Annotated in this window: 17 protein-coding genes; 3 read left to right on the top strand and 14 right to left on the bottom strand. The window is 44.4% G+C overall.

What is annotated here, in order from left to right:
* Nucleotides 1-330: 330 nt before the first annotated feature.
* From IXB50_RS04780 to IXB50_RS04750, 7 genes are all read right to left on the bottom strand, one after another.
* Nucleotides 331-522 (bottom strand): hypothetical protein, encoded by a 192-nt coding sequence (locus IXB50_RS04780; protein ID WP_215607805.1) that lies wholly within the window; start codon nucleotides 520-522, stop codon nucleotides 331-333.
* 123 nt (nucleotides 523-645) lie between these two features.
* A complete protein-coding gene (locus IXB50_RS04775; protein WP_215607804.1) occupies nucleotides 646-2,664 on the bottom strand; it encodes a lasso peptide isopeptide bond-forming cyclase in 2,019 nt (672 codons plus the stop codon).
* Nucleotides 2,661-3,104 (bottom strand): lasso peptide biosynthesis B2 protein, encoded by a 444-nt coding sequence (locus tag IXB50_RS04770; RefSeq protein WP_215607803.1) that lies wholly within the window; start codon nucleotides 3,102-3,104, stop codon nucleotides 2,661-2,663. Before IXB50_RS04770 ends, IXB50_RS04775 begins: the two co-directional genes overlap by 4 nt.
* On the bottom strand, nucleotides 3,088-3,396 hold the full coding sequence (locus tag IXB50_RS04765) for a PqqD family peptide modification chaperone (RefSeq protein WP_215607802.1): 309 nt from the start codon (nucleotides 3,394-3,396) through the stop codon (nucleotides 3,088-3,090). Before IXB50_RS04765 ends, IXB50_RS04770 begins: the two co-directional genes overlap by 17 nt.
* Before the next feature lie 438 nt (nucleotides 3,397-3,834).
* Nucleotides 3,835-4,755 (bottom strand): cyanoexosortase C, encoded by a 921-nt coding sequence (crtC, locus tag IXB50_RS04760; RefSeq protein WP_246564097.1) that lies wholly within the window; start codon nucleotides 4,753-4,755, stop codon nucleotides 3,835-3,837.
* A 722-nt stretch (nucleotides 4,756-5,477) separates the two neighbouring features.
* On the bottom strand, nucleotides 5,478-6,104 hold the full coding sequence (gene hpsJ-C, locus IXB50_RS04755; RefSeq protein ID WP_215607800.1) for an HpsJ-like protein, cyanoexosortase C-associated: 627 nt from the start codon (nucleotides 6,102-6,104) through the stop codon (nucleotides 5,478-5,480).
* A 131-nt stretch (nucleotides 6,105-6,235) separates the two neighbouring features.
* Complete coding sequence (locus IXB50_RS04750) at nucleotides 6,236-6,895, bottom strand: sugar transferase (protein ID WP_215607799.1); 660 nt, start codon at nucleotides 6,893-6,895, stop codon at nucleotides 6,236-6,238.
* 547 nt (nucleotides 6,896-7,442) lie between these two features.
* Between IXB50_RS04750 and IXB50_RS04745 the strand changes: the two genes are divergently transcribed.
* Nucleotides 7,443-8,600 carry a GumC domain-containing protein gene (locus tag IXB50_RS04745; RefSeq protein WP_215607798.1) on the top strand — a complete coding sequence of 386 codons (1,158 nt, stop codon included), beginning with the start codon at nucleotides 7,443-7,445 and terminating at the stop codon, nucleotides 8,598-8,600.
* Nucleotides 8,601-9,430: 830 nt separating this feature from the next.
* Nucleotides 9,431-9,958, top strand: a complete 528-nt coding sequence (locus tag IXB50_RS04740) for a PTPA-CTERM sorting domain-containing protein (protein ID WP_215607797.1) — start codon at nucleotides 9,431-9,433, stop codon at nucleotides 9,956-9,958.
* 254 nt (nucleotides 9,959-10,212) lie between these two features.
* Here IXB50_RS04740 and phnE read toward each other — a convergent pair whose 3' ends face one another.
* The 7 genes from phnE to IXB50_RS04705 all read right to left on the bottom strand — a co-directional run bounded on the left by phnE (nucleotide 10,213) and on the right by IXB50_RS04705 (nucleotide 16,217).
* Complete coding sequence (gene phnE, locus IXB50_RS04735) at nucleotides 10,213-11,052, bottom strand: phosphonate ABC transporter, permease protein PhnE (RefSeq protein WP_215607796.1); 840 nt, start codon at nucleotides 11,050-11,052, stop codon at nucleotides 10,213-10,215.
* Between the two features lie 87 nt (nucleotides 11,053-11,139).
* A complete protein-coding gene (gene phnD / locus IXB50_RS04730; protein WP_215607795.1) occupies nucleotides 11,140-12,207 on the bottom strand; it encodes a phosphonate ABC transporter substrate-binding protein in 1,068 nt (355 codons plus the stop codon).
* 71 nt (nucleotides 12,208-12,278) lie between these two features.
* The gene (gene phnC, locus IXB50_RS04725) at nucleotides 12,279-13,112 is read right to left on the bottom strand and encodes a phosphonate ABC transporter ATP-binding protein (protein ID WP_215607794.1); all 834 of its coding nucleotides are present in this window, start codon (nucleotides 13,110-13,112) and stop codon (nucleotides 12,279-12,281) included.
* 241 nt (nucleotides 13,113-13,353) lie between these two features.
* The gene (gene phnF / locus IXB50_RS04720; RefSeq protein WP_215607793.1) at nucleotides 13,354-14,070 is read right to left on the bottom strand and encodes a phosphonate metabolism transcriptional regulator PhnF; all 717 of its coding nucleotides are present in this window, start codon (nucleotides 14,068-14,070) and stop codon (nucleotides 13,354-13,356) included.
* A gap of 195 nt (nucleotides 14,071-14,265) precedes the next feature.
* Nucleotides 14,266-14,460, bottom strand: coding sequence for a hypothetical protein (locus IXB50_RS04715; RefSeq protein WP_215607792.1), 195 nt, complete (start codon nucleotides 14,458-14,460; stop codon nucleotides 14,266-14,268).
* 183 nt (nucleotides 14,461-14,643) lie between these two features.
* Entirely contained in the window at nucleotides 14,644-15,933 is a 1,290-nt protein-coding gene (locus IXB50_RS04710; RefSeq protein WP_215607791.1) for a dipeptidase, read from the bottom strand.
* Between the two features lie 116 nt (nucleotides 15,934-16,049).
* Nucleotides 16,050-16,217, bottom strand: a complete 168-nt coding sequence (locus IXB50_RS04705) for a hypothetical protein (RefSeq protein WP_215607790.1) — start codon at nucleotides 16,215-16,217, stop codon at nucleotides 16,050-16,052.
* 308 nt (nucleotides 16,218-16,525) lie between these two features.
* On the opposite strand from IXB50_RS04705, the gene IXB50_RS04700 reads away from it, so the two are divergent.
* Entirely contained in the window at nucleotides 16,526-19,201 is a 2,676-nt protein-coding gene (locus tag IXB50_RS04700) for an MHYT domain-containing protein (protein ID WP_215607789.1), read from the top strand.
* Nucleotides 19,202-19,470 lie beyond the last annotated feature (269 nt).

The following is a 19,470-nucleotide window of genomic DNA, read 5'->3' as shown; positions in this document are numbered from 1 at the left end:
GGACACATTCACTATGCTCAAATCTATCAAAACATAGTAAAAAAGGGGATCTAATGAGATGCTTTTCGAATCCATTCAACAAATTTCTAGATTAATAGGCAATGATTACCTATTAATCCTCAACAAGGATGAGTGGACAGAAATTTACCGTCTATTAAATCCCCCAGAAGTTAATCAAAAGGTTTAGCCCCCATGATCAGTCTTTGATAAAGAACTCCAAATCTGAAGGACTGAAACCCAATAGCCAAAGGTAACTATCGAAACCAACTAGGTTGGATGGAATAAGACTATTCCCAAGGTCAATAGCTCCCCATGAGTTGGTTTTGCACACTAAAACAGATCTTCAAAGTCAATAGTCACGTCTACAGAACCAACACTTTCAATTTCTAGATCATTTGCACCACGAGGCAGGTTAGTAAAAATAACGCTATCTCCAAGGTTGACAGCTCCACTACCTTTGGTTAGCTTTTGTACACTACCGTAAGCTGTCAGGTTAGGCTGAGTATATGTCTTCTTAGTCATTGTGTGTCCTCGAATTACATCAGTTGAGTTAACAGTTGGTGATACTCCCTGGTTTGGACTTACAGTCAGGAATACCGGCCCTAACCTGCCAAGATAAACGTTTGTCTTGGCAATGAAGTGTCTCTATATACGTTTAAACCAAAGTGCCAGTACTGTTGCTCGCCACACTATGAAACAGTCATTTGTCATTGAATTAGCTGTTTTATTCGACTCGGGGTATTGTTTTACCCTTTTCCAAGCGTTTTTCCAATTGTCAAGATTGACATATCCAAGCACAGAGTGATGGTACTGATTTAGTACTTGCTCAAATAATGGGTGATTTATATTGAGTAACCCATTTACAAAATTAGCGGTCATATTGGCTTTATCACCCCGCCATTGCACTGCTTTGGGTAATATATTATTGAGCCCTTGGCGCATAATTATCCGGCCAAATCCTCTTCTGAATTTTTGGTCAGATGGAACAGCTAGGCAGAATTCAACTAACCGACGATCTAAAAATGGATGACGGGCCTCTAAACCAAAGGCTGCTGCACAACGATCAACCGCTTCAAGGTTCACTGACAGCACGCCCTCTGTAAGTGACTGCCAATGCTTTCTTCGCACTGCTCCTGGTGCGATTGGTTTGGGCGTATATTTATCGATACGCTCCTTTAAGTAAATCTGCTTTGCAAAATTAGCATTAACTGTTTTACCTACTTTAACCAAATCATCAACTGGCTTCTCAGATACTCGATAAAATTTCTGTAAAATTTTATTGAAGACTGGTTTAATTCCTTGTCTAATCAGTAAGCTGCGACGTGAATACTGGAAACGATGGTGAATATAGTTAACAGTTTTAGCAAATGCCAACCACTGTCCACGTTTGCTCAATTGCCTTAAAGCTGGTAAACCATAATACGCCAGCATGTGGTTAACGGGAGACTTATAGTTTTCACTTGCAATTTCGAGAGCTTCGGAAAATTCTGGCCATTTTTGCTGAAATGCTAGCTCATGTAGGCGATCTAGACCATGGGAAACAACTGTATCACCGTCAAAGCCATCGAAAACAATGCGTACATTTGCCTCATTGGCAGCCTGATTCAAGCGCCAAGGATAGTGATGACTAGGGCCTAATATAGGCTCATCTTCATAGTTCCAAATTTGATCCACATCACTTAAAGGACCAAACAAATCGGCATGAATGTAGTGGGGTGTATAGCCGCCTTGCTTTAATACCTCGACAATATAGGGGCGTTCATCACATTCTTTGACCGTGTCAAAAATATTTGAAAACGTATGCAGTGTTTCTCCTGTTGTTTCACTCAGGATTTTACGGGCTACACAGCTAACTGAAGAAGAGTCAAGACCACCGCTTAGATGGGATCCAACTGAAAAAGCACTTCTTAATCGACACCTGACCGCTTTAGTAAAAATCTCACGAAAAGCCTCTGCATAGGCTTCGTCTGATTCTAGCGTTAGCTCCTTGTCAGGATCTAGTTGCCAATAGGTGTCAATCTTGAGACCTGACGCATTTACCCACATTCTAGAGGCAGGGGGTAATCGTAAAATGTCTTCAAATGTGGTAATTACCTTGTCGTCAAGCATCAGGGACAGATAGTCGGCAATCCGAATCTCATTAATTTTCTGAGGAATCCAGTCTAAACACAGAAGACCTTTAATTTCTGACGCAACAGCAAAAGAAAGATTTGGCTGATGGTAATAGTAAAAAGGCTTTACTCCAAAATGGTCACGGGCACAGAATAGCTGCTGCTTTTGTCTATCCCACATAACAAAGGCAAATGCTCCAAGCAAATGCTCCGGACAGTCACTGCCCCATTGTTCATACGCTGCCAGGATAAATTCACTGTCAGTGATCTTTTCCAAAGGTCGATCAGGCAAAGGTAATACTTGCGCTAGTTCGTCGCGGTTGTCAATGCGAGCATCTGCAGTAATAGCTAGATCGCCTTTAACCAGAGGAAGCTGCTCATGGAGTGATTCTGGTGTTGTCCACAACATGCGATGCCCCAGACCGATAGAATCTTGGCACCAGGTGTCAGATCCATCAGGTCCTCGATGCGCTAGGGTATTGATCATTTGGTACAGCTCACTAGGCACAACTGGACGCTGGTCAAAGTGATAAATGCCTGCAATTCCACTCATTGTTTTGCTTCCTCAGTAGAAAGCGATTTAAATCGGCTCAAGTTACGTAGCCAGCCAACAATGACTCGGTCTTTGTACTCAATCCAGGCATGGGCTTCCAGGGTATTAGCAGGCCCTTTGGCAACACCAATATGGAACTGATGGACGTACCCATACCGAGTTAACAGTAGCTGTGACGTTAATGCCCGCACCAAACATTTAGCCCCACTTGGGGTATAGCGTCCAGCCACATTAACAGTCCATACGATAAACCCGACGGAAACTGACTGCGGTTGCTCCTCACATATCCACACCGAGGAGAGTTGTGCTAACTTCTGTCTTAAAAAATTAAATGGCAACAACCATAGTGCTAACCGGATACTGTTTAGGAGCAAACAGCTGTAGAGTAAGACTCTGAACTCATTTCCTGGCAGTTTGAGTAGTCTATGCAGTTTGTTCATTACTTACCTCGATTAGACAGGCCTCTTTCATCTCCACAAGAATCTTAGTCAGGTCTTGCTTACAGAGATCAGGTTGCACGTCATACTCTTCGAGGAGGTTGTAAAGAATACTATCAAATGTACAAGGTTGTTGAATTAGCTCCCAAACTCTTGCACCCACTTCATTCAGGCCATAGTACATACCTGTGGCCAGATTTAGAATAACCGCTTCCCCGCCCAGCTCAGATGCAATTTGCTCTGGCGCAGTGGAGATAATTGCTGTTGTTGGTATATCTAGCATCTGAGAAGACATAGGGGCTTTATGTAAAGATATTAGATTGCAAGTGAGAGTTTTATCGTATAAGGCCAGAAACTTAATTGGCTCACATTACGTCCAGACTGATGTGGCTAATGGTTTTCTCAAGTTTTATTCGTTACTTATCTTGAAAGAACCTAGCTATGCCATAGATATGGCTTTCCCCCATTTCTCTTCAAAGAGTAACAACGATACTCTTTAGAGTCAGAAATACAATCCCCAATAAGGATGCAGTATTATAACTTTCTTCAAAGGTTAGGACTACCTATCCGAAAAAAATCGGATTTTCTCAATAAACGCCTCTCCAGACGAGCCCTTATAGCTCCGAGCAGCCGTTTATATAGCGGTTCTCATTCGCACTGAATACACTCGGTTTTGAGGTTTCAGTGGTTGGCACTATCAAGGTGTGTTCAAAACAAGCCGGAACCGCTATATCTAAACTTTCTTGAGGCTGCGTTTTTGCCGATCTACCATTGCCATTGCTGTGTAGTAGTAGACCGTAAACAGCACACCTACAAAGATCTGTGCACCCCAGGAACCATGCCAAAAGTCAAACCACCATTCGCCCCAATAGGCATGGGCTAGTGCCATCAGCATAATCCTTGGCACATTAAATACTAAACCAACAGCGGCACCCACTAGTATCAGGCGCGCAATCTGTAATCGTGTACGTTTGAAAAAGATTCCCAGCAGCAAACCTGTTACGGCCATAGCCACTGCCATATTAAAACCATTACAGCGCCAGGCAACTTCTACTGCACCGCCAGTAGGCATGGTAATAAATCGTCCTTGAGCAATAGCAGGCTGACCAATCCACTGCAAAACTTGCGTACTTGCAGCCGCCATAATATTTTCTAGGAAGTTCTCCGGCATGAGAAAACGCCAGGTTCCTTGGGCAATAATCCCAGGACGAGTGTAGACCGTCATGGGAATGAGTAATGTGGTCAGTGGATACTTAACAAAGAATGTAGTGCCCCAGGTGCTTAGGGTGATCCCACCCATAATAAACAGCCAAATTAATGCCTGAGCCCACATGTCTACCCGAAAAAATGGGAACATGACCACACTTCCCAATATGATCAGATGACCAATAATCCGATCTTCTTCAGAAGCAACTAGCTGTTTTAGCTCCTGGCGTTTTTGCCATAAGGGAATCAATCCCATTAGAGCAGCACAGGAGATAAGAACCAACCCGGTAGAACCGCTAATGGAGCGAATTACTAAATCATGAATCCATAAGGGAAAATATAGTAGGCCAATTACAAGACCCAGTAAAACGATTCGACCATGATGAGTCTCTATTTGAACTCGTAGCCACTCAAGACATTGCTGGCTAAGCTGCCGTATAAAGTGCATAATATTCATCTGTCTTAGATATAGATCTAGATAACGTCCTAAGCAAATTTAGAGAACTTGAATATCTTTCCTTCTATGTCTAATAGGAAAATCTTCTTAGACGCAGCACTCGACTTATTAATTTACTAAAAATATGCCATCTGCTCCGGGGAAAAGTCATTAGAAAGAAAAGATAAATCCTTAAATGTATAATCAGTCGATTGACATTGGTCGTGATACCATCAGCAGTAAGATTCGATGGTGCCTTGTCAATCAAGGGCTCACCAAAGCGGGTGAAATCGTAAACAATTAGCTCTAGCCTTCTCGAGCTAATTTATTCACTTTCCGTTTAACTTAGAAGTGTCTGTCAGAATCGCACAAGTGACAGGGAGAAATCTTGTCTATGTCGAGTTGAGTATGAAACACATATACAAGACCGTAAAAAAGAGGCTCTGTAAGCTCTCTTAGTCATATGCTCTAACTTATGAAGCTCATATATAGCCTATAGGTGACACTTTTGTTAGCGCAACATAAAGAGTCATGCTCTCTCTCTTGGCTGAGTGAAAAAACGTTCACAATTAGTGATTAACTCACTAGAGATTACTAGAGACACCATCCGTGTGCAGACCCTGTCTAGATTGATAGCATCAACCCAACAGCCTCCACATTAAACAATGTGGAGGCTGTTGGGTTTGTATCGCGTTGTGTTTTCTAAGACAATCAGTCGAATAATCGAAATTTATTTATATTCGTTTGATCCCTAGCCGACCAAGCCCCAGCATTCCAAAACCAACTGCAATTAGATTTCCCATACTCGCTACACCTGCTTTTGTAATACCCTGACGAGCATTCTGCTTAAGGGTTGAGGCTTGACTAGAGAGTTGCTGAGACGCTTGCTTCAATTGTTCGGGAGTAACTGATTCTGGTAAATCTACACTACCCTCTCTGGCTTCTTTGATTTGGGATTGAGCCTGCTGCTCCTGATTACTGATATTTTGCAACGTCTCACTTTGTAAAATCAGGCTGTCACGAATAACCAAAATGCAGGAGAGCATAAAGGCTACGCCTAATACCAAGCAAACAAATCCTAACAAACGCTTTAGCTGACGCTGGTTAAGAAACGCATACATCAATAAAGCAGCGGAAAACAGTAGAATGATACTGCGATCGCCAATCTGCTGTAATAAATTTACCCGCCACTCTAAAGAGAAGGGAGCAGGAGGTGTCCCTAATACCAACGTATCCACTAGAAAACCAAATAGGCAGGTAAGTCCAACAATCAAGCAAATATTCTGACCTGCAGAAGGACTACTATAGCTAGGGGCAGACTGAGCAGCTTTAGAAGGAAACGGTCGAGGAAGACTTGTCATAATAAAGAGGATAGATGACAACTATGTAGACAAACTTTTTGGCAGTTATTTTTCAGGGAAACATACATATTGTTAATTGGGTAAGTCTGTCAAGCTATTACCCGTTAGGTATAGATTCTATAGCTTTGGTGCTAATAAGCCCCCCGCTTACCCACAACAACAAAGATGGTTTTCAAAAGCAGCAAAAGGTCATAGCCTACTGACCACTTTCGTTGATAGTTCAGATCCATCCGCACAATTTCATCAAAATTTTCTACATTGGAACGTCCGTATACCTGCCATTCTCCAGTCATGCCTGGTTTGATGTTCAAACGCTGAAAGTGAAAGCTAGAGTATTGCTCTACCTCATCTGAGGTGGGAGGACGAGTCCCAACCAGGCTCATGTCTCCCTGTAATACGTTAAAAAACTGTGGTAACTCATCTAGACTAGTTTTTCTTAAAAACTGTCCTACTCGAGTGATTCTGGGATCGTTTCGATTTTTGAAAATGTGCCCATCGGCTTCGTTCTTTACCAAGTGCTTTATCTGTTCAGCATTGGTGACCATAGAACGAAATTTCAAGATTCTAAACCTCTTACCTTTTAGACCACAGCGTTGCTGTGTGTAAAAGATAGGACCAGGTGTATCTAACTTGATGGCCAATACAATGGGAAAAAATAAGATCGAGGTAATTGATAGTCCCAACAACGCACCAAGTATGTCTATGCATCGCTTACGCTTGCTATAGACAGAACAATGTGTCGAAAGAGCAACTACCTGTAAAGAGGTAGGAGAGTATGTGGAGAGTCGCATAACGCAAAAGTTATTGAGATCAAAGATAGGTATCTGTACCCTTTTAAAAACAATGGGCTACTGTCTCAATCTAAGGACTTAAAAATCACAGAAACCTGCAGTGTATCCAATCAGCGAATAACTTGTTGCGTACTATAATTTCGTATTCGATTTGTTCTATTATTGCTGGCAACACCAGCAGTATCTGGAAAGAAAAGGCTCGGTTTACACAAGCTTTATTAACTTCATCAGATGCTTATATTTTTGGGATGGCTGATCCTATTAGGAATTAATCTGCAGAATAGCTTTATAAGGATTAAATGCCACGATTTACAGCATTTATGCCTCCACTCAGGACAAACTAGCTGAGCAAGAGTGCCGAAAGTTATCCAAGTCCTAAGATGTGGCCTGTAACGTCAGTTGTCTGATATTTATAGAGTATTTATACCCGCATTTTACCTACAGTTGATTTGTCCCATGGCTTTTATTTAGTATAAATACCCGGACATTTTCTAAAATCTCTGTAGAAGTCTATAAGCCAAGTCACGTTATTTCTGTCTTCGTTGGTATGACTTCTTCGTATAAAATTGCTGATTCTATCCAGTCCTGGCAATGGCTATTGGCCGATCCCCAGGATGACCAACCGCTCTACCAACATCAAGAAGATTATCGCTCCCCCCAAACCCTTGCTTCCAAATTAGGATATTGGACAGATGACCTGTCTATACCATCTCAATCGTCTACGGCATGGCAATATCATACGGCCTTGGCTCTTGGTGCAACGGTCGTTTGCTCTGCCGGTGCCCTTATGCAATATACCGAAGCGGGTTTCTGGGGGCAGACCGATACAACTGCCTCAAACACTACAGATACGATTACTAAGCAAGCGGAATCTGATGGTGAGACTAAAGTATCGACACCACCCATTGTGACGCCCCAGGCTCAGACTAATGCAGCGTTTAGTTCGGCTGACCGCGATAGTACTTGCAAAGACAGTACCTGCAAAGGTCTGGAGTTTATCGATCAACAATTGCCTGACCTCCAGGATCAGGTCCGTCAGCTCAGGACAGAAATGCAGCTGTTCCAGTCAAAGCATACAACTCAAAATCTACAGAAACATCGGACTGTTTTGGCTTATCGCAGCAGTGATTTATCTCGTAGACAGGCTGAGCTAACAGTGCGATCGCAACAGCTCGAACAAAAATTCTCCAATGTAACTTCTGTTCTGGCCCTGGAATCTGATGAAGTTAGCCACATCACTGGTCTGTTACAAGCAGATGCCGACTATCAGGGATATTTGCAACAGCTCCAGATATTAGAGAACGACATTGCTAATGAGTTTAGCAATCCTGAAATCAACACCACTCAGCTAGGTGAACTGTACGCAGTTTATTATCAGATTGAAAGTCAGCTGCGACAGATAGCCCAAAATGCATTGGCAAGCTATATGTATGTAGCCAGCCAGGAATCATCTGATCCCATTTGGCAAGAGGTTAGCTATCAAGCTCCTCTACAAGAGTTAGTAGACTTGTCTCATCAGCATCAAATGCTGGTTATGGAGCAAAGCACCCTAAACCAAATTGAGGCAAAACTTACTGAACGTCGTACTGAGCTAGCCAGTCTCTTGAGACAGTATGCCACAATGCAACGTCAGCTAGATGGTCACAACCAGGTTTTACAACAATATGTAGCTAAACGCCAAGCATTACAAAGCGAACTGACCTAAGCCGTAGTGTGCCTGATCTCATTTTTAGCTGAGAACTCTAACCTATATCTTTCGAGGAGAACGATGTCTCTATGTGGTAAGAGACATCGTTCTCCTTTTTACTAGTTTTCATATGATGCCGATATCACAACTTTTCGCCCATGGTAAGAACATCATAGAGCCAACAGCTTACCACACCCCTAGTATGTTCTTTAGGCTTCATTTTAGCGTCAGAAAACAAATTCTTATCAGCTAAAAAGCTGATAAAATCTAATTAAATAAGCAAGATGATGAGTTTAATGGCATAAATTTGAAATAATGAGAATTCAACCTGAATCTAAAGGGGATAAGGCCTATAACAAGGAATTAGCGGCAATAAATCAAATAAAATAAAGATCGCTTAAACAAACCACATTAATACTTTCGAATGAACAAAACCATCTGTTATACAGTGCTAAGACATCAAACTGCATTTAGGTAAGTCTCGGGGTAACGCTAATGGCTCATCGATAGATCTTTATTCCAATCATTTATCGATATGGCTACTCATAAAGTGCTCTTTAAGGGAAAAGCTTAAGCTATCTAAATATTGATACCTAATATGGCTAGCAGCATGTCAAGTTTTAATGATGAAAAGACACTTTGATTCTTATCCTTCTGAAACTTATGCAATTTTTCGAATAAAGCAATAGAGACTGAAAAGTGTTTGAGTAATCACAGTATCTATCCCACTTTAAGAAATTGCAATCCTCTGACGTGTAGCCTCTACTAGGTTTTGATTCTAAAGTCGTCTGCCATCTATGAGTCTTAGAAATCTTGTGGTTTTGTTGTTCTTCTTTGCTTAGATGATTATGTTCAAAAGAATTTCCTGTGTTGCTTTTGGTGCTGTTTTCGCATCACTAATTTCGGCAGTTGAGCCTGCTCAAGCATTTAGCATTCGGTCTAGTAGCAGTAGCTTTTATAGCTCACCTACATTAAATTCTCTTTCGTCTTTCAATACTCCATCAACTGGTTATGGCCAATCTTCTTTTGGATCAAACTCTCCTAGTTTGCTGTCCCAGGGAACCCAGGTAGGCAGTACGGGTAGTAATTGGCTATACGGTATTCCCCTGGCACTTCTCATATGGATGATTGCAGAAGGATTAGATACTACTGGTGATGATGGAGAGCCAACAGTTGTTCTAGGCAAGTCCATTGTGAAGCTTCCTACTGACACGCCTGGGATTCCCGGCACTCCTGGCACTCCTGGTACTCCTGGTATTCCTGATGGCGGCACTCCCCCCACTGCAGTTCCTAGTCCTGCGCTCTTACCTGGTCTAGTTGGCATGGGTGTTGCTGCTATCCGCAAACGTAAGCAGCTGCAAAGTAACCAGGCCTAGGGCCAACTCAGCTGCCTACATCAACTATCCCAAGTACCCTATAGTGCAAACAGGGGATACGTTTTAAACGCTTGTGCTCCAATTGTTCTCAAGTTCGATGAACTCCATATACAAAAAGATGATTCCCGTGATGACAGCCGGGGATCATCTTTGGCTTTTTCTGGCAGGTTTTTCAGCCCTAAAAGTTGTCTAAATATTGGCAATACGATAGCTATCTGCAAATAGCACAGCCATTTTTAACTGGGAGGGATCGACTAAATCAATCGCTGACGAATCTTGGATGAAGCGGTATCGATGAGCCCCACTGCTAAAATCAGAATAATCAGAATGGCAGAAACTTTGCCATATTTGAACGCACGAAAACTTTGATAGAGAGAGACACCAATACCACCTGCGCCAACGATACCTAGCACAGATGCAGCCCGAACATTGGCTTCAAATCGATAAAGGGTAAATGAGGTCCACAGGGGAATCACCTGGGGAATCACACCAAAAATAATCTCCTGTAGTTTGGATGCCCCGGTGGCTCGGATCCCTTCTACGGGACCAGGATCAATGGCTTCAATGGCTTCAGAAAACAACTTACCTAAAGTGCCTGTCGTATGCACAAATAGGGCTAATACCCCGGCAAAAGGGCCTAAGCCCACCGCTACTACAAAAATCAGAGCAAATACCACTTCATTAATCGCCCGCATGGCGTCCAAAAAACGGCGGGTGAGAAAAACCATCCAGGCCGGGGCAACATTCTCTGCGGCGAACACTGATAGGGGCACTGCCACAATAGCAGCCACTAAGGTCCCCCAGAGACCCATGCCAATGGTTTCTAGAATATCGGACAGATAAAACTTCCAGTCGGTAAAGTCAGGCGGGAAATAACGGCTAATGTATTCCACCATATTGCCAGCACCTTGAAGTAGCTCCACAAAGCTGAGGTCACTTTTTTGACCTGCGTAGACGAGGACTGCGATCGCAACCAGCAACCACACAATCCGCATGGGCGTGACTAGCTTTTTTTCCTCGGCCAGCACCCGCATAACCTCAGCTGAAACAACACCATCATCGTAGGTTTGGGAAGAAACAACCGACTTAGCCATAATGAAAAAAAGCGTTAGATAAAAAAGTAAAAAAAACACGGGCAGCCCGAAGGCTGCCTGTGCTGCACATTTTAGGTGAGTGAGAACTTACTTCAACGCATCAAGCTTCTTGTTAAGCTCGTCTAGCTTAGTTTGCTTATCGCCATCACTGAGGTTCTCATCATTTTGAACCTCCAGTAGGTCCTTAGCAATTTGCAATTCACGAATGGTGTTCCAGTCTGAATCCTTAGCTTCATCTAGGCCAGTCCACTGCAGACCTTCGAGAACCTCTGTGTTGTCATAACCGATAAAGAAGTCCTTGATGGAATCTTTGAGACAGTCAGGTAGATCTTTACGATAGGCGAGAGGATCGCTAGGAATTACAGGAGAAGTCCAGATGATCTGAATCTTTTCAAGGGCATCGGGAGCAGTCTCTTCCAACCGAGCCAGGTTTTCATTGTTGTTAGTAGCAATGTCTACCTGGTTCTCAGACACAGCTAAGGCAGTAGCCTCATGACTACCAGCAAAGATAAGCTCACTAAATATCTTGTCGGCATTAGCCCCTTGCTGAGCAAACACGTAGTAAGTGGGGACCAAGAAACCAGATGTAGAGTTTGGGTCATTGAATGCAAACGTCAAGTCAGCAGCATTCTCAACAACATACTTGTCACCATTGCCCTTTTCTAAATCAATCTCACCAACGATGGGGTTCTCCTTGTTAGTGATCAGGTGAGAATAGTAACCTTTGGAACCATCAAGAGCCACAGTCTGAACAAACGCTTCCGCTTCAGAACGCTCAGCTGCTTCAATGTAGGACTTCCCACCGTACCAAGCAACCTGCACTTTGCCAGCCCCCATACCTTCGATTACACCGGCATAGTCAGTGGCGTAGAAACCCTTTACAGGACGACCAACAGCTTCAGACATATCAGCCAATAGAGGCTCCCATTGAGGCTTCAGGTTATCAGCAGACTCAGTGGAAATAATACCAAATTCAATTTCTTTAATATCAGCAGCACAGGTGCCACCTGCAGTTACAGAACTAGCCGCATCGTCTACTGCATCAGTCGCTGTATCAACAACATCACCGGCACTGCTACAGGCAGCCAGAGTGCTGATCATCAGGCTGGAAGCCGCTAGCAAAGATGCAAATCGACGCAAGGAGGAAATAGACATAATTATTGTTCCTTTGATCCTATCCGTGTTTGTGTAACCGTGTGTGGGAGACCCCAGGTAATGAGAGGCCATTAGCTTGCAAACATCTCACTGTGACCCCTCATTACCAGCTCTTCAACGGCTGATCCATAGATGCTGTTGAGACGATCCGCATCCAAGTCAACCGTAAATCCGTCAAAACAAACTACCCCCTGACGCAGCGCTATAGAACGCTTGAAGTATCGCTGTACCACCTGTACCTGGTGCAACGAGGTCACCACCGTAATGCCTTGCTCTGCATTTAAACTGGTCAACAATTCCATCACCTTGCGGGCAGAATCTGGATCTAAGGAGGCAATGGGCTCATCCGCCAGAATTATTTTGGCTCCCTGCATCAGACAGCGGGCAATAGCCACTCGCTGCTGTTGGCCACCTGACAATGCCGACGCCCGTTTGTGAGCTTGATTTAAGATACCCACCCGCTCCAAAGCCGCCAAGGCCCTCACCTTCTCTGACTTGGTAAAGTTGTGCACCAAAGAACGTAGCATCGATACCTGGGACAGATTCCCTACCAGCACATTTTCTAAGGCCGTCAGTCGGTTGACCAAATTGAACTGCTGAAAGATGAATCCCACATGACTACGAATCTGGCGAGCTTTAGAATGGAGTTCACCTTCCAGTTGCAGCACATTACCAAAGATTTCCACACTGCCCTTATCGGCCTGCTGCAACCCATTCAGATTTCGCAGCAGCGTGGACTTACCAGAGCCCGATGCCCCCACCAAAGCAACCATTTCACCGGCAGCTACCGTCATACTGACATTCTGCAATGCCGGTTGCCCCTTGAAGGCTTTTGATAGACCCATTACCCTCACCGCAGAGTGAGATGAGGCCATATCTAAGTTGATAGCTGCAGCTAATTGCATATCTCTCCAGGGGGTACTGGACCCAACTCAACGGGCCTGCCCATAATGACTGACCTGCTTTTTATCAATAATTAAAACCACAGACGTATAGACATCTATAACTAAATCTTGGTTATTACCATTGTCGGTGGTAAAGGCTTAAGACTGAAACCAAGACAGGTTAATTTTTAGGAAAGGTCAGGTTAAAAATTGGGGTGTATAGACTCTGTTAATAAGCTGTTAATCAGTGGACCATCCTAAACTATCCATCCTGTTCCATTACCAACTCCATGCGATCTCCTCGGAAACGAGTTACTCCGTATTCGATCACGGTACCGTTTTGATCAACATTGATCGATTCTGATAACAAAATGGGACTATTAACGGGCATTTTGAGCAGGCGCGCATCGCGGGGACGGGCGACACGGGCTGAAATACGTGTAGACCGACGAATATGATCACAGCTGTATTCTTTTAGCAGCATCTGGGAGATAGAATTGTAGGCTTCACAGTGGGTGATCAACTGGGGAAATCGCTGCCCTGGAAAATGGCTACTGCTGACGTCAATAGGCAACTCATCCACTAGGTAAAGACGCTCCAGCAGAATGACCGATGCCCCTAACTCGATTTCTAATCGTTGGGCCAGCTTAGGATCGGCCTTGATATCGACAGTTCGCAGCATCTGCCTGGTGGGAGTAATGGCCTGGGCCTTGAGGGCTTCATTAAAGCGAACCCGCTTCCCAATAGGTAATGCAATCGGAGCCACAACAAAGGTCCCTCGACCCCGCTCTACATCCACAATGCCCTCTTGCCGCAGAACATCCACAGCCCGTCTGAGGGTGTGACGATGCACTCCAAAGCGTTGGCTGAGTTCTAGTTCTGTGGGTAGTTGATCCCCTACGTTAAAGACCAACTCTTCGATATTACGTCGCAGCTCATCGGCAATCTGAAGATACAAGGGTAAGGCATCTTGGCGCATTGTTTCTACTATTGTTATTCTTTTTTATTCGAGACTTAACCTACTCTTAACCAAACTAGGAAATCGAGAGGGGATGTTGGATGGCAGCTGGCTCCTTCTTTCTGTTGTTATCCACAGTTTAACTCGCTTTTAACCTATCTTCTAGGAACCCATACTTAGCGGAGAATGCCCGTTATTCTCGTTACCCTTAATGAGTTACGCTCCAAGCGCATCGTCACTCGCAATAACAAATTGTTTCCAGTATTGATCCCAGGCTTGTCTGACCTTATTATCTTGCAATTCATGTTCTTGCAGGATGAGATCAATATTTGCTGGGGAAAAACCACCATTTTCTAAAGATTTCCGCAAATACTGCTTCTCTAACATTTCCTCTCGCTCAATCTCAAACAACAGAAAATGAGCTACAGCTTTAGACTGCTCATTTGGGGTATCAATTTAAGTCGGGGAATTCTGAACAGGTAAAGAGTTAGTAGTTAGTAGTCGGTAGTGAGTCCCTGACTGGCGTTTAACCATCAACGACTCACTACTATCTTCCATAAACTTTCCCTCGTTAAATTGGTGTCCCATTTAGTCTTAAGCCTTTGCTTGCATCTGTTCAGCCACTTCAATTACCTGCTCAAACACCCGCATCAAATTACCGCCCCAAATCTTGCGGATGTCATCAGGAGTATAGCCCCGAGATAACAACTCTTGGGTGATATTTGGCATTTGGGATACATCTTCAATATCGATTAAACCACCGCCACCATCAAAATCAGACCCAATCCCCACATGGTCAATGCCCATAATCGCCACCATGTGATCAAGATGGTCGATGGCATCAGCCAGGGTTGGTTTAATTTCAGGATATTGGGCACTAATCGCCCGATACTGAGCCAATAGGTCAGCCACCTCTGCTTCACTGAGGTCACCCCTTAACCAGGCCGCTTGCTGATCAGCCAGCGCGGCCAATGCAGCCACTCGTTCTGGACGCTGCTCAATCTCTTTGATGTAATCGCCTAACAAACATAGCTGTACTACACCTCCATTCTCCTTCATCGCCCGCAGCATTTCATCATCCATATTGCGCGGAACGTCTCGCAGCGCACGGGCACTAGAATGGGAAGCAATAACTGGCGCTTGGGTTAAACGCATAACGTCCCAAAATGTATCATCATGAACATGGGAAATATCCACCATCATCCCCAATCGGTTCATTTCCTGCACGACCGATTCACCCAACGGACTCAACCCCTGCCAGTCCTGTTGCTCGTCTGTAGACGAATCACCTAGCTGACTATTTTTGGAGTGGGTCAACGTAATGTAGCGAATTCCCTGAGCATAGAAAGCTTGCACCGCGCCAAGATCAGTTCCCAAGGGATAGCCATTTTCCATGCCTAAAAAAAGAGCCCGTTTTCCTTCGCGTTCTAATCGATAGGCATCTGTGGGGGTTAGTGCGATCGCAACCTTATCCCCATGCTCAGCCGCAAGCTGATATGTCCACTCAATCATCTGCTGAGCCAGAGCTTTTGCTTGGGCATAACCCTCGTCCGTCAGCTCTCTTTGTGGGGTAAAAATAGAGATAAACGCCCCATCTAGTCCTCCCGCTTCCATCCGGACCAGGTCCCACTGACCACTACCAGGAGCCCCCGTCTCATGACCAATAGCGGGATTAAACTCTAGATTGACGGACTGGCGAATGGGCCAATCAATATGACTGTCAATGGTCAAAACAGCTCGATGGATAATCTCGGCCCGCTCATTCGTCAAAGCGACAGCTGACAGAACTGTCGTCTTGGAAGTTCCCCACCCCAATGTAGCCATCAACATCAGAGTAGATGTCAGAATAAAGAGAAGGAATCGCTTGGGAATACGGGCGATCATAACAGCGATGCATAGAACTAAGGTAGATGGCTCAAGGATATCGCAATCACAACAAAGGCAGATCAACAGACCATCTGACAGTCTTCTCAATCGGGATAAAAATCGTACCCATGCAACTAATCTATCGATCCCAGGAGGGCGGCAAACAGGATATACACACCGATAAGCACAGCAAAATCAATGATCAAGATCACGAAACGGCGCATTATACCGACATAATCATCTGGGGCAAAATATACGCCCATACCGAGCGAAGTATCGTGGTTATGTGTGGTCATTGACATACCAGGGTATATTTCCTCGATCAAAGCATTTTTACCTTTGCAAAATGGGTACGAGTTATATGCTCAATACACTAGTTTTTTAAGACATATAGCTGAATAAAAATTCAGCTACTATCCCTTGTGGGGATACACAACTTACTATAGGAAGAATCAAATGAAGGCTCTTAGTATAGACAACTATACCGATCATCAGAAAATCTACGTACTACCCTTCAGTCATGTTTCAGGGGCATGACCCGCTAGATTACTCAAGTAATGCATCTTTACAATGTCTACTACCTACTACCTATTGCCTACCGTTCAGGTCTATGACCGCCTCTTTAACGACTGCCTATAACCTCCAACTCGTCGTCGTTTCAGTGTTAATTGCTGTTTTAGCAGCTTATACGGCTATAGCCTTAGCTGAACGGGTCGCTGCCACTCAAAGCCGGACACAAGCACTATGGCTAGTGGGGGGCGCTGTGGCTATGGGGACCGGGATCTGGTCTATGCACTTTATTGGCATGCTGGCATTTCGGCTGCCCGTCCTGGTTTATTACGATTTTCTGACCGTATTTGTCTCTGTTTTACCCGCCATTGTCGCCTCTGGCATAGCACTTTTTTTAGTCAGTCGACCTACGCTGGGTTGGCTCCAGCTATCGGCCGGCAGTCTATGGATGGGGGTGGGTATCGCATCGATGCACTACATCGGGATGGCGGCGATGAATACAACGGCCACTGTGTCCTACGATGCTTGGCTAGTCGCTCTATCGGTAGCGATTGCGATCGCAGTTTCCTACATCGGTCTTTTTCTCTTCTTCCAGTTTCGAGAAAACACCCAAAAAACCTCCTTACTCCGGCAGAAACTCCTGGCTGCCATCTTTATCGGCACCGCCATTTCCACGATGCACTATACGGGCATGGCGGCAGCCGGTTTTATCGCCCCACTCTACCTAACTCTGCCAGAGGGGTTACAACCTCCCAAAAACATCGCCCCTTTGACAGCAGCAGTCCTCATTGGCACACTTGTACTGCTGGGATTAGCCTTACTGACTGCCTTTTTTGAGCGTCGTCTGTCGGCTCAAACCATATATGCCCAGGCAAGTCAAGACAGCAAACAGTATCTCAAAACTATTCTCCAAGGTATTCAGGTGGGCGTCTTGGTGATTGAAGACCATGATCAGATTCGCCTCTCGAATCAGGCCATGCTAGATCTACTGCATTTATCCACTGAAACCCAACTCCAAAATCTGTGGGAGCAATCGATTTTCACATCCCAGGAGGTATCCACCTCTTTAGATGATCAACTATTGCAATCAATTCAACCCATTGTGCAAAAGATTGTCGCCAAACAACCCGTGCACAATGAAGTTGTTTATATCACCCCTGCCACCCAGCTAGAACCAACCGCATTACTCGTTAATTTAATCCCTCTTAACCCGCCTAAATCATCTGAAACCCAGATGATTTGCACATTTAATGAGGTCACTGAACTAAAACAAACGGCCAATCAACTCAAAGCATCTGAGGCTAAATATCGAGACCTTGCCACTCAAGAAGAACTGCTCAACCATCTCTCCACTCAAGTTCGACAGTCCTTAGATTTACATACGATTTTACAAACAGCTGTCTGCGAAGTTCGAAAATTCTTTGAAACTGACCGAGCCTTAATTTATCAGTTCACACCTAATTGGCATGGACAAGTCATTTTAGAAGATGTGGCTGAGCCCTGGTCACCCACCCTGGGAGAAACTGCAGATGATTGTTTTCCCGAAGAATGTCTTGAGCGCTATCGCGATGGTAAAACCAGGGCTATCAACAATATCGACGAGGCCGAGCTAGATTCAAGACATCGACAATTTTTAGAACGATTGCAGGTCAAGGCAAATCTGATTGTCCCCATTGTTGTTTCTCATCAACTATGGGGATTGTTAATTGTACATCAATGTAGTCGACCAAGACTCTGGCAAGAAGAAAAAGGACAGTTGCTGAGTCGTTTAGCCAGCCAGTTAGGTATTGCTATTCAACAATCTGAGCTTTATTCTAAAGCCGAGCAAAGTGCCCTGCAGGCTCAGGCCCAGGCCCAAGAGTTACGTGAGTCCGAGGCACAGCTCAAACAGAAAACTCAAACTCTCCAACAAACCTTACAAGATATACAGAGTCTTCAACTCCAGTTGGTACAGAGTGAAAAAATGTCCAGTTTAGGACAGCTTGTGGCTGGAGTGGCCCATGAAATCAACAATCCGGTCAGCTTTATTTATGGGAATCTGGTCCATCTGCAAGACTATGTCAAAAACGTTTTAGGGCTGATCGCACTCTACCAAAAGCACTATCCCAATCCCGTATCAGAGATTCAAGACGAGATCGAAGCCATCGATCTAGCCTTTATACAAGATGATCTGGCCAAGGTTGTGAGTTCCATGAATATGGGCACCGATCGAATTCGCCAAATCGTACTATCGCTACGTAACTTTTCTCGCATGGATGAAGCCAACTTTCAGGCGGTGGCTATTCATGAGGGCATTGACAGTACATTGATGATTTTGCAACATCGCTGCAAAGCAAGCGCCAAACACCCAGACATCGACGTGATTCGAGACTATACCCCTCTGCCGCTGGTGGAATGCTATCCTGGCCAGCTTAACCAGGTGTTTATGAATATTCTGACCAACGCCATTGATGCACTTCAGGAGTACGCTAGTAAACAGGCATCTCAAGGAATCAAAACAGATACACCTAACCAGATTGTGATTCGCACATCTGCCATCGATAACCAGTGGGCCAGAATTGCGATCGCAAACAATGGCCCCGCCATTCCTGACCAGGTTAAAGAACGTATTTTCAATCCTTTCTTTACTACTAAACCCATTGGTAAAGGCACTGGCATGGGATTATCCATCAGCTATCAAATCATTGTTGAGAAACATAATGGCAAACTCGATTGCTTCTCAAAACCTAATCAAGGAACAGAATTTGTCATCCAGATCCCCATTCAACAGATATAGTCCAACTGATTATAAGCATTTTTATGGGTACTGTACAGAACTCCTGAGTAGCAACTTAATGCGGGACGTTTTCTGGAAGATGGTAGTTGGTAGTTAGTCGTTAAACTCCAGTCAGGGCCTAACTTCCAACTACTAACTTCCTTACCTGATCATATACGCGGATACCCGAACTCTTGAGAACAACTAATAACGAAATCTTGACTGATAGCGTTCGATATCGAAGAGTATCCACAAGGGAATACCCCTACAGAACCGTCCACTTTTAATCA

The sequence above is a fragment of the Leptothoe spongobia TAU-MAC 1115 genome (assembly GCF_018739885.1).
GTDB lineage: Bacteria > Cyanobacteriota > Cyanobacteriia > Phormidesmidales > Phormidesmidaceae > Leptothoe > Leptothoe spongobia.
This window is presented reverse-complemented; position numbering and strand designations above follow the sequence as displayed.